Below are 9,913 nucleotides of genomic sequence, written 5' to 3'. Positions count from 1 at the left end.
TGCCCGACGTCCTGGCCGACCCCACCGCCGCCGTGGCGGCGCTCGCCGCGCGCATTCCCCTGCCCGACGCCGACGGCGCGGCTCCCGCGCCGGCCGCACCGATCGTCGTGCATTGTCAGCAAGGCCCGCGGGCCCGCGCCGCGGCCCACGCGCTGGCAGCCGCCAACCCCGAGACGGACATCCGGGTGCTGTCCGGCGGGTACGCCGACCACGGACCCACCGCAGCGCACCAGAGCGCAACCGAAGGAGAAGCATGATCCCCTGGGAGGAGCACCGCGCCCGCATCCTGGATGCGGCGAAGCCACTGCCCGTCGTCACGGTGCCCCTTGAGCAGGCCGGGGGCTGCGTCCTGGCTGAGGACCTCGTGTCCCGCTGGCCAGTTCCGCTCTTCGACAACTCGGCCATGGACGGGTACGCCGTCCACCGCACCGAGGCCCAAGCTGGTGCGCGTCTGGAGGTCGTGGCGGACGTTCCTGCCGGCAGCGGCGAGGATCCCGCACTGGGGCCGCGCCAGGCAGCCCGCATCATGACCGGCGCACCGATGCCCACGCAGGCCGACGCCGTGGTGCCGATCGAGCAGGTCACCGCTGGGCCGGCCGACGAGCATGGGGTACCGGCCTGGATCGAGGTCACCACCGAGCCGAAGCCGGGTGCCCACATCCGCAGGCGGGGCGAGGACATCGCCGACGGTGCCGTCACCCTCGCTGCGGGAACGGTGCTTGGACCCTGGCAGCTGGGGGCGGTGGCGTCCGCCGGGTATGGCCAGGTTCCCGTGCACCGCCGCCCCCGCGTGGCCGTGATCTCCACGGGCTCGGAGTTGATCGATCCATCCGCGAACCCCACGCGCGGGCAGATCCCGGAGTCCAACTCCGTGGTCCTCACCGCCGCCCTGCGAGCCGCCGGGATGGAGCTGGCCTCCGTGGACAGGGTCCGCGACGACGAAGGTCAACGTCTGGCCTCACTCGTGGATGCCGCCGAGGCCGACGCTGTGATCCTCTCCGGGGGAGCCAGCGTCGGCGCCTACGACGTCGTCAAGGAGACCCTGGCTCCCCGCGGCGTTCGCTTCGACAAGGTCGGCATCCAACCCGGTAAACCCCAAGGGTTCGGGGTTCGGGACGACGACGCGCTCATCTTCGCGCTCCCCGGAAACCCGGTGGCGGTCGCGACCTGTTTCGAGGTCTTCGTCCGCCCCGCCCTGCGCAAGCTCGCAGGCCACACCGACCTCTTCCGCCCGGAGATCACCCGCACAGCCTCCGCTTCCTGGAAGACCCCGCCCGGCCGTGCCCAGGTGTTGCCCGCCGTTTTCGTCGGAGACCACGGCGTGGCGGCGGCCACGAGCGGCGGTTCCGGTTCCCATCTGGTCGCCTCCCTGTCCAAGGCCCAGGCGCTCGCACTCATCCCCGCCCACGTGGAGCGGGTCAACGAAGGAGATGACGTCACCGTCATGGTGCTCGCATGAGTCAACAATTCACCCACCTGGACGCCGCCGGGCACGCCCGCATGGTGGACGTCACCGAGAAGGTCCCCACGGTCCGCTCCGCCACCGCCCGCGGGCACGTCATGGCTTCCCCCACCGTGGTCGCCGCGCTGCGGGACGGGTCCGTCCCCAAGGGAGACGTGCTCGCCGTGGCCCGGATCGCCGGCATCCAGGCAGCCAAGAAGACCCCCGAACTGTTGCCGCTGGCCCACGTCATCGGCGTCCACGGCGCCACCGTGGACCTGGAGATCCAGGACTCCGGCGTCGAGATCACCGCGACCGTGCGCACCGCCGACCGCACCGGGGTGGAGATGGAGGCCTTCACCGCCGTTTCCGTCGCCGCCCTCACCGTGGTGGACATGCTCAAGGGCCTGGACAAGTCCGTCGCCATCGAACGCATCGAGCTGCTCGCCAAGACCGGCGGCAAGAGCGGGGACTGGCACCGCGCATGAGTGCCGCCCTCCCCCACGTCCGCACAGGTGGCGAGCGCGCTGCAGGCATCGTCGTCGCCGGGGGCCGGGCCTCCCGCCTCGGCGGAGCCGACAAGGCATCCGTCCAGGTGGACGGAGCGGCCCTCGTGGATCACGCGCTGGCAGCGCTCTCGGGAGTCTCCCCGCTGGTGTTGGTGGGACCAGAACATCTTGCCCGACGGGGTGTCCTCGTCACCCGCGAGGAACCCGCCTTCGGCGGCCCGGCCGCCGCGCTCGCGGCTGGGCTGAGCGCCCTGTCGACGAACAGCGCAGCGGAGACACACGTCGTCGGGCATTCTTCCGTCCCTGGCCTGGTCTGGTTGCTGGCCTGCGACCTCCCGCGCGCCGCCGGACTCGTCGAGACGATCCACACGGCCCTCGCCGCCCGGCCATTGGGGGACGCAGAGGACGGCGCCATCATCCAGGACGCCACCGGCCGCGACCAATGGCTGGCCGGGCTCTACCGGGTCCCCTCCCTGACGGCGGCGCTCGCCGCTGCGGGCGACGTGGACGGCGCTCCGCTGCGCCGCGTCGTCGGACCGTTGTGTCTGCGGCGGGTGCCCGACGTGCGGGGGGATGCCGTGGATCTGGATACCTGGGACGATGTCAGAAACTACGCGAAGGAGAGCCCCATGCACCGCACACCGCCACCCGAACTACCGGAGTGGATCGCCGAGGTGGCACCCGCGCTGGGGCTGGACCCAGCGACCGTGCCCACCGAGTTGCTGCTGGATCTGACACGGGACGTGGCGCACACCGTCACCCGTCCCGGCGGGCCGATCACCACCTACCTGATGGGGCAGGCCGTGGCTGCCGGGATGTCGGTCGAGGACGCCGCCTCGGCGGTTTCCGCGCGGGTCGAGGCCTGGCGAGAGACCCACCCCGACGGCGACGACTCCGGCGATTCCGCGAAGGGGGCCAAGTGAAGATCCGGTTCTTTGCAGGTGCGGCTGACGCCGCAGGGCTGGACGAGTCCGTCGTGGACGGCCCGCTGAACCTGGCTGCCCTGCGTTCTGCCTTGATCGAGGCGCATGGGCCGGAGTTCGCCCGCGTGCTTGGACGGTGTTCCCTCTTGGCCGAAGGCACCCGGCTCGATGACGATGAAACCGTGGTGCCGGATTCCGCAACCGTGGACGTGCTCCCCCCGTTTGCCGGCGGGTGAGACTCATCCGTTTCGGCGCCACTCAGCCGCCGATGGCGGACATGGGGCGGTCCGGCTGCAGGAAGCCTGGGTCGTTGATCCCGTGCCCTGGAAGCTTGGCCTCGATCGAGGAACGGACCATCGCGGCGATCTGTTCGTCGGTGCAGCCACCACGCATCAGGGTGAGCAGATCCGATTCGTCGCGGGCGAAGAGACAATTGCGCAGCTGCCCGTCGGCCGTGAGTCGGACTCGGTCGCACGCACCGCAGAACGGCGCCGTGACCGAGGCGATGACACCTACCGTGGCTGGTCCGCCGTCCACGGTGAACACCTCGGCAGGGCTGGCGCCGCGCTCCCCCTTCGGAGCCAGGCTGAACTCGGAAGAGAGCTGGTCCAGGATCTCCTGCCCGGGAACCATGGTGTGCCGGGACCACGTGTGCCCGGCATCCAAGGGCATCTGCTCGATGAAGCGCAGCTCGGCCTGGTACTTCACGGCGAAGCGCAGCAGGTCGCAGAACTCGTCATCATTCACGTTGCGCATGGCCACGGCGTTGAGCTTCAACGGGTGCAATCCCGCGTCCCGAGCGGCCTCGATGCCGAGCACCACGTCCTCGAAGCGTTCCCGCCTGGTGAGGTTCTTGAAGCGTTCTGGGTTCACGGTGTCCAGGCTGATGTTCACGCGTGTCAGCCCGGCCTCGACCAACTGCTCCACCTTGCGATCCAAGCGGATGGCGTTGGTGGTCATGGAGATCTCCAGCGGTCCGAACGGACCATGCAACGTCGAGAGGCGGCCCACCACGTCCACGATGTCCGGCCTCAGGAGCGGTTCACCGCCGGTCAGACGGATCTCCTCGATCCCGAGGCGTGCCAGCACGGAGGCCACTCGTTCGATCTCGTCCGTGGTCAGCAGGTTCTGCTTGGGCAACCACTGCACACCCTCTGCAGGCATGCAGTAGGTGCAGCGCAGATTGCACTTGTCCGTCAGGGAGATGCGCAGGTCCTTGTGGACCCGGCCGAAGCGGTCCACGAGCGGGCCTTCCCACACATCCTCACCCACCGGCCTCGCCTCCAGCGGGTCGGATGCCCTACGCGGCAGGGTCGGCATGCCCAAGGACACGACGCTCACGCGCTCACGTCCTCAAGGCCTCCCAGCCCCACCCAGCCGGAGGTTCCGTCTGACTCGATCTGGCGCTTCCACACCGGCAACTGTGCCTTGACCCGTTCCACCACGTCCCTGGCCACGTCGAAGGCATCCGCCCGGTGAGCGGACGAGACCGCACAGACGATCGCTGCCTCTCCAACGCCCAGCTTGCCCACACGGTGCGACACCGCGATCCGGAGACCTGTTGGATCCTGTTCGTGGTCAGCGTCCGCTTGCGCTGCGATCTGACCGAGAATGCGTTCGGCGTCCGGGTGTGCCGAGTACTCAAGCGTCACCACTTCCCCTGCGGCCTCCGGGTCGTGATCACGCACGGTGCCGATGAATACTGCACTCGCTCCGGCCTGCGGTGACGCGACGGCGTCCACGTGGGCCGCGACGTCCAGGGAATCGAGCGTCAGCTGAGTCAAGACGATCACTGGTGGTCTCCTCCCCTTAGTTGATCTGCCACGTGGCCGGCCACCGTGAGGATCACCGGTACACCATCCGCCACGGCGCCTGGAGAACCGGCAAGATTCACCACCAGGCTGTGCCCGACGATACCCGCCAACCCCCGCGAGAGCATCGCCTGGGGTAGCTTCTCGACACCTACGGTTCGGATCCGTTCCGCGATCCCCGGGACGGTTCTGTCCAGCAACGGCTCGGTGGCTTCCGGCGTCACGTCCCGCGGACCCAGTCCCGTGCCTCCCGTGGTGACCACCAGTGAGTCCCCACGCGCCGCGGCGGAGCGGATCGCGTCAGCGATCTGGTCAAGTTCGTCAGGCACCACCACGACGTCTGCCGACCACCCTGCGTCGTGCAGAAGCGAGGCCGCCAGAGGCCCGGAACGGTCCTCCCGCGCCCCTGAGAAGGACCGGTCGGAGACGGTCACCACGGTGGCGGTGCGACGGGAAGACTGCATGGGATCAATGCTACGCAGTGCGGCTGCGGACTGTCTGGTTGCACACCTCGGTTTGGGCAGGACTCATACGGTGCCGTAGACTGCTGTGGCCTGGTGACGTGTCCGAGCGGCCGAAGGTGCAACACTCGAAATGTTGTGTACGGTAACCCCGTACCGTGGGTTCAAATCCCACCGTCACCGCTCTTGGAAGCCCCTCAAGAACAGCGAGATTCCGCTGATCTTGAGGGGCTTCGCCATTCCGAAGTGCGCGGCCGATCGCAACGTCGGCGAAGTTCTCAACTTCAGCCAGATCACCGCGATCGGCTGAAATTGGGAATCAAACCGAAGCTGGGTTGGCTTCCAACCGCCCCACCAGGTCCAGACCCCGCTGGGCCCACTGCAGTTCCCATTCCGCCCGGGCCACCAACCCCTCGTAGGCGAACACCTTCCAGGCCACGGCAGCGTCCCGCTCCCCTGGTGCCAGATGTTCCAGCCGCCGCAGCAGCGCCGGAGAGGTCCGGGCCTTGAGCCGCTCGAGCTCGGCGGAATCACGGTCCAGTTCCCCCTGCCAGTGCGCACGGTGCGTCTCGAAGAAAGCCGTTTGCTGCTGGGCCGTGGCCGATTCCAGGTACGCAGCGCGCAGGCTCGCCGGGTCGCGCTGCCGCTGATACGTGGGCATCTGCTCGAACCAGTCGAGGAAGGCTGCCTCACCCTCGTCCGTCACGTGATAGATCGTCCGCGTCCCCTTGGGGCCACGCGGCACGTCCTCCGGTTCCAGCAGCCCGTCGCGGGCCATCCGCTTCAATTCCGGATAGATCTGAGAGTCCGGGGCATGCCACACGTATCCCACCGACATGGAGAACTGCTTCTTCAGGTCGTATCCGGACAACGGACCCACACGCAGCAGGGTCAGCAGGGCGAATCGCAGGCTCACGGTCTCCTCTTCCAGGTGGTGGTCCGGCCGCTGCTGCGGCCTTCAAGCAATCGTAGACACCATGCCCGACGGCGCGTGCCCGACCAAGTCGGGTACGCGCCGTCGGGCATCAAGACCCTGGACTCACTCCGAGTAGTTGGTGCGCCAGCCGCCGTGGTAGGTGTCGCGAGCCACCGTGGAGTACGGCACCGGGGAGACCACGGCGCGGACCTCGGTCTGCTCGTGCGGCTCCACGGAAGCCTTGGAGGAACCGCCGTTGGGCTCACCCCAGACCACACGAAGTTCTGCACCCTCGGGAACGTCCGGGTTGACGATGGAGAGGGAGAGTCCGCGGCGCTCGTTGGAGGAGTAGCCGGTGAACATCGAGTAGCCAACCACGTTGTCGTTCGCGTCGATGATGGCGTCGTAGTTCGCGGAACCGTAGTTGGCCAGCGGCAGATCGAAGAACTTGTACTGCGGGCCATCCACGTTCAGCAGTGAGGTCCAGACCTTGCCGAGGTCTTCTGCGTCCCAAGCCATGGTGACCTTGCGGCGCTGCGTCGCGGGGTCGATCTTCTCCAGCGCGTCGCGGCCGATGAAGTCGTGGTCGAACTTCACGAAGGATCCGTACCCGAGCTCCCACGGCGTGGTGTAGTAGTCCTCGATGTTGTCCGAGACGAAGGAGCCCGCCAGGGTGCCGGTGGCCTCGTAAGAGTCCACGCCGAGCCACTCGCGGTAGCCGCGCTCGGCCTCGCCCGTGTAGATACCCGGCAGCGGGGACGGGATCCAGCCGGACTCGAGGGTGTTGGACGGGTATGCACGGGAGCCCACGGGCAGCAGGCCGAACTCTGCGCCTGCCGTGACGATGGCTTCCTGGATGACGTCGTGGTCCTCATAGGGACCCCAGATCTCCAGACCAGGGGCGCCTGCCATGCCGTGACGCAGCGTGCGGACGGTGCGGCCCGCGATGGTCATCGTGGACATGCGGAAGAAGCGCAGCTGCTCCAGCGGGCCACCATTGAGCTTCTCGATGATGGGCCAGGCATTGGGGCCCGGGATCTGGAAGCGGTAGTAGCGGCGGGGCACGGCGTGGCCGTAGGGGCGGGAGGGGCTACGACGGTCCACCTCGATGTCCAGGTTGGAGTAGCCGCCGGTCTCGCCGTGGTAGAGCAGCCAGTTGGAGGCAGGGGCACGGCCCACGTAGGTGTACTCGTCCTCGGCCTCACGGAAGAGGATGCCGTCGCCGATCACGTGGCCGGCGGACGTGGTGGGAACGTACTGCTTGGCCTGGTTGACCTCGAACTTGGCCACCGAGTTGATGGCGGTGTCGGAGATCAGCTTGATGGCGTCCGAGCCCTTCAGGAACACGTTGTCCATGTGGTGGGACTGGTCGTAGAGCACGGCGGTCTCACGCCAGGCCTTCTGCTCCTTGATCCAGTTGGTGAAGTCCGCGGGGACCACCGGGTAGATATAGGAGCCGATCTGGGAGTTGCGCAGCAGGTCCACGGGGTTCGTGGAGTCCAGGAGCTGCTGGAGGTTCTGTTCGTTGGCCATGGTTGGTCCTCTCGTCCTTGAGATTGTCGGGATGGTCGATGGCATTGATAGGGGGAAACTCGAAAGCCGGGTAGGCGGCGGTTGCGCGCGGTGGCGTCAGAAGACCACGGTGTGGTTGCCGTGCCTGATCACGCGGTCTTCCGCATGCCAGAGCACCGCTCTGGAGAGCACTGCGCGTTCCACGTCGGCGCCACGGCGCTGCAGATCCGCGGCGGTCATGGAGTGGTCCACACGGGCCACGTCCTGCTCGATGATGGGGCCCTCATCCAGGTCTCCGGTCACGTAGTGGGCCGTGGCGCCGATCAGCTTCACACCGCGTTCCTTGGCCCGCTTGTACGGGGCAGCGCCGATGAAGGCGGGCAGGAAGGAGTGGTGGATGTTGATGACCGGGACGCCGACCTCCTTGAGGAAGTCGTCGGAGAGGATCTGCATGTAGCGGGCCAGAACCACGAAGTCCACATTGCCCTTCAGCAACTCAAGCAGTTTCGCTTCCGATGCCGATTTGTCCTCACCCGTGGCGGAGGGGACGTGAAAGAAGGGAACCTGGAGGCTGCGCACGTCTTCCACGCACTCGGTGTGGTTGGAGATCACCATGGGGATGGACACGGGCAGCTCACCGCGACGGTAGCGCCAGAGCAGGTCAAGCAGGCAGTGATCGGACTTGGAAGCCAGGATCGCCATCCGCTTGCGCTTGGCCCGTTCCGTGAGGCTGAACGTGAAACCAAGCGGTGTCAGCAGGCTGTCAAGTTCCTGCTGCAGCTGTGGGATGCGGCTGTGGAGGTCCTCGAGTTGGAAGACCACCCGCTGGAAGAAGTCGCCGTGGTCGGGATCGTCGGAGTACTGGTCCAGGGAGACGATATTGGCGCCTGCATCTCGGAGTCGAGTGGTCACTGCGGCCACCATTCCCGGCTGATCCGGTCCCTTGACCAACAAGCAACCACGTTTGGCCGCCGGGTCGCTCGGATCCGGTGCGGAAGCCACCGATCTCAGATCTGCTTCGATGGTCATGCCGAGGCCTCCTGGGCCGCCGAGGCCCATTGGGCTGAGGCCTTGAGTCCTCCGAACGTGTACAGATGAACGCCCACCTCACCGGCATTGGGCAGTTGGGCCAGGCCTGCGGCCAGGTCCGCCACGAACTTGTCCGGGCCGGCAGAACCGATCAGGTGGGTCAGCGAGAAGCCGTACTTCTTGACGATGCCCGCGCTGGAGCCCACTCCGAAGCGCTTGGCGTAGCCGAGCAGTCGCTTGATGCCGGCAGGCCCGGGAATACCCACGCGGATCGGGGCGGTGATGCCGCGCCGCCGAACCTCGGCAATCCAAGCCAGAACGGCGTCCGCGTCGAAGGAGAACTGGGTCAGGATGGTGGCATCCAGTCCAGCCTCCGCCAGGGCGGCAGACTTTGCCTCGAGGTGCTCCCACAGCACGTTCTCCGCAATGTCCGGATGGCCCTCGGGGTAACCGGAGATCGCGACGCTCTTGACGCCTGCCTTTTGGAGGGCGCCGGACTTGATGACGGTGAGTGCATCCGGGAAGGGGCCGAGCGGTTCCGCCGGGTCGCCGCCCACGGAGAAGACATGCTCCGCTGCGTCGACCTTCGCCAGTTCGTCGAGGAAGGTCGCCAGTTCATCCTCATCGTGCAGTCGACGGGCGGACAGGTGCGGCACAGGAACGAAACCGAGCCGCTTCACCTCGGCGGACGCCGCAACGCGCATCTGGAGGTCCTCGTTGCCGAGGAAGGTCACGTTCACGCGAGTGCCCTGCGGGATGAACGGAGCCGCCTCACGCAGCGGCTCGATGTCCTTACCGGTCATCTCCAGGGAGAACCCCTTGACCAGGTCCGCCGCGGCGGTGTGTTCGTGGGCCATGCGCCCTCCTCGACTCGTCGTTGTGCCGTCTCTCACACAATAACTATGTCCATAGTGATGCGCAAGGGTTGATTCTTTCGGTCCGAACGCGCACAGAACGGTCCCCGAACCTTGGAGATCCGGGGACCGTTCCCTGACGACTCGGCGCCTCCGCCGAGCCCACTGGCCAACGCTATGCCGCGCGCCTGCGCGAGTTCGCCAGCAGCGCCCAGCCGGCGCCTCCTAGACCGAGCGCGATGAGCGCGATCGAAAGCACCGTGGCGCCGGTGTGGGCCAGGTTGCCGCCGTCGCCGCCGTTGCCGCCCCCGGCCACGACCTGCTCCTTGCTCTCGCCGTCTGCTTCATCGCCGGAGTCGGCGGCAGCGCCCGCGTCGGGAGCGGCGGGTTCCTCCGCCTCACTCTCCGTACCGGAGCCCTCCGCGCCCGACTCCTCCGACCCGTCGGACGGGGCCAC

General features: G+C 67.5%; 12 protein-coding genes, 1 tRNA gene and 1 pseudogene. 6 read left to right on the top strand and 8 right to left on the bottom strand.

The window, feature by feature from the left end:
* The 5 genes from Q0A15_RS13655 to Q0A15_RS13635 all read left to right on the top strand — a co-directional run.
* Positions 1 to 257: rhodanese-like domain-containing protein (locus Q0A15_RS13655; RefSeq protein ID WP_367273399.1), on the top strand; the 257-nt coding region annotated here is incomplete at its 5' end.
* The gene (gene glp / locus Q0A15_RS13650; protein ID WP_291280074.1) at positions 254 to 1,459 is read left to right on the top strand and encodes a gephyrin-like molybdotransferase Glp; all 1,206 of its coding nucleotides are present in this window, start codon (positions 254 to 256) and stop codon (positions 1,457 to 1,459) included. The genes Q0A15_RS13655 and glp, both read left to right, overlap by 4 nt.
* Positions 1,456 to 1,929: a cyclic pyranopterin monophosphate synthase MoaC gene (gene moaC / locus Q0A15_RS13645; RefSeq protein ID WP_291280073.1), complete on the top strand. Its 474-nt coding sequence runs from the start codon at positions 1,456 to 1,458 to the stop codon at positions 1,927 to 1,929. The genes glp and moaC overlap by 4 nt, the downstream gene beginning before the upstream one ends.
* Positions 1,926 to 2,873, top strand: a complete 948-nt coding sequence (locus Q0A15_RS13640) for a DUF6457 domain-containing protein (protein WP_291280072.1) — start codon at positions 1,926 to 1,928, stop codon at positions 2,871 to 2,873. Before moaC ends, Q0A15_RS13640 begins: the two co-directional genes overlap by 4 nt.
* Complete coding sequence (locus Q0A15_RS13635) at positions 2,870 to 3,109, top strand: MoaD/ThiS family protein (RefSeq protein WP_291280071.1); 240 nt, start codon at positions 2,870 to 2,872, stop codon at positions 3,107 to 3,109. The genes Q0A15_RS13640 and Q0A15_RS13635 overlap by 4 nt, the downstream gene beginning before the upstream one ends.
* A 22-nt stretch (positions 3,110 to 3,131) precedes the next feature.
* On the opposite strand, the gene moaA is transcribed toward Q0A15_RS13635, so the two are convergent.
* The 3 genes from moaA to Q0A15_RS13620 are packed head-to-tail and all read right to left on the bottom strand — an operon-like array spanning position 3,132 to position 5,148.
* Entirely contained in the window at positions 3,132 to 4,214 is a 1,083-nt protein-coding gene (moaA, locus tag Q0A15_RS13630; protein WP_291280070.1) for a GTP 3',8-cyclase MoaA, read from the bottom strand.
* Entirely contained in the window at positions 4,211 to 4,666 is a 456-nt protein-coding gene (locus tag Q0A15_RS13625; RefSeq protein WP_291280069.1) for a molybdenum cofactor biosynthesis protein MoaE, read from the bottom strand. Before Q0A15_RS13625 ends, moaA begins: the two co-directional genes overlap by 4 nt.
* Positions 4,663 to 5,148 carry a MogA/MoaB family molybdenum cofactor biosynthesis protein gene (locus tag Q0A15_RS13620; protein WP_291280068.1) on the bottom strand — a complete coding sequence of 162 codons (486 nt, stop codon included), beginning with the start codon at positions 5,146 to 5,148 and terminating at the stop codon, positions 4,663 to 4,665. Before Q0A15_RS13620 ends, Q0A15_RS13625 begins: the two co-directional genes overlap by 4 nt.
* Positions 5,149 to 5,240: 92 nt before the next feature.
* Between Q0A15_RS13620 and Q0A15_RS13615 the strand changes: the two genes are divergently transcribed.
* Positions 5,241 to 5,328 (top strand) — tRNA-Ser (locus Q0A15_RS13615).
* A gap of 136 nt (positions 5,329 to 5,464) precedes the next feature.
* On the opposite strand, the gene Q0A15_RS13610 is transcribed toward Q0A15_RS13615, so the two are convergent.
* From Q0A15_RS13610 to Q0A15_RS13590, 5 genes and pseudogenes are all read right to left on the bottom strand, one after another.
* Positions 5,465 to 6,061, bottom strand: a complete 597-nt coding sequence (locus tag Q0A15_RS13610) for a PadR family transcriptional regulator (RefSeq protein ID WP_291280067.1) — start codon at positions 6,059 to 6,061, stop codon at positions 5,465 to 5,467.
* 123 nt (positions 6,062 to 6,184) lie between these two features.
* Positions 6,185 to 7,594 carry an aminomethyl transferase family protein gene (locus Q0A15_RS13605; RefSeq protein WP_291280066.1) on the bottom strand — a complete coding sequence of 470 codons (1,410 nt, stop codon included), beginning with the start codon at positions 7,592 to 7,594 and terminating at the stop codon, positions 6,185 to 6,187.
* Positions 7,595 to 7,690: 96 nt separating this feature from the next.
* Positions 7,691 to 8,602 (bottom strand): formyltetrahydrofolate deformylase, encoded by a 912-nt coding sequence (gene purU / locus Q0A15_RS13600; RefSeq protein WP_291280065.1) that lies wholly within the window; start codon positions 8,600 to 8,602, stop codon positions 7,691 to 7,693.
* Positions 8,599 to 9,459 carry a methylenetetrahydrofolate reductase gene (locus tag Q0A15_RS13595; protein ID WP_291280064.1) on the bottom strand — a complete coding sequence of 287 codons (861 nt, stop codon included), beginning with the start codon at positions 9,457 to 9,459 and terminating at the stop codon, positions 8,599 to 8,601. The genes purU and Q0A15_RS13595 overlap by 4 nt, the downstream gene beginning before the upstream one ends.
* 172 nt (positions 9,460 to 9,631) lie before the next feature.
* Positions 9,632 to 9,913 (bottom strand): annotated as a pseudogene (locus Q0A15_RS13590) (hypothetical protein); the annotation flags it as partial.

Source organism: Galactobacter sp., from assembly GCF_022712295.1.
Taxonomy (GTDB): domain Bacteria; phylum Actinomycetota; class Actinomycetes; order Actinomycetales; family Micrococcaceae; genus Galactobacter.
Note: the sequence above shows the minus strand (reverse complement) of the source record. Positions and strands in the feature narration are given on the sequence as shown.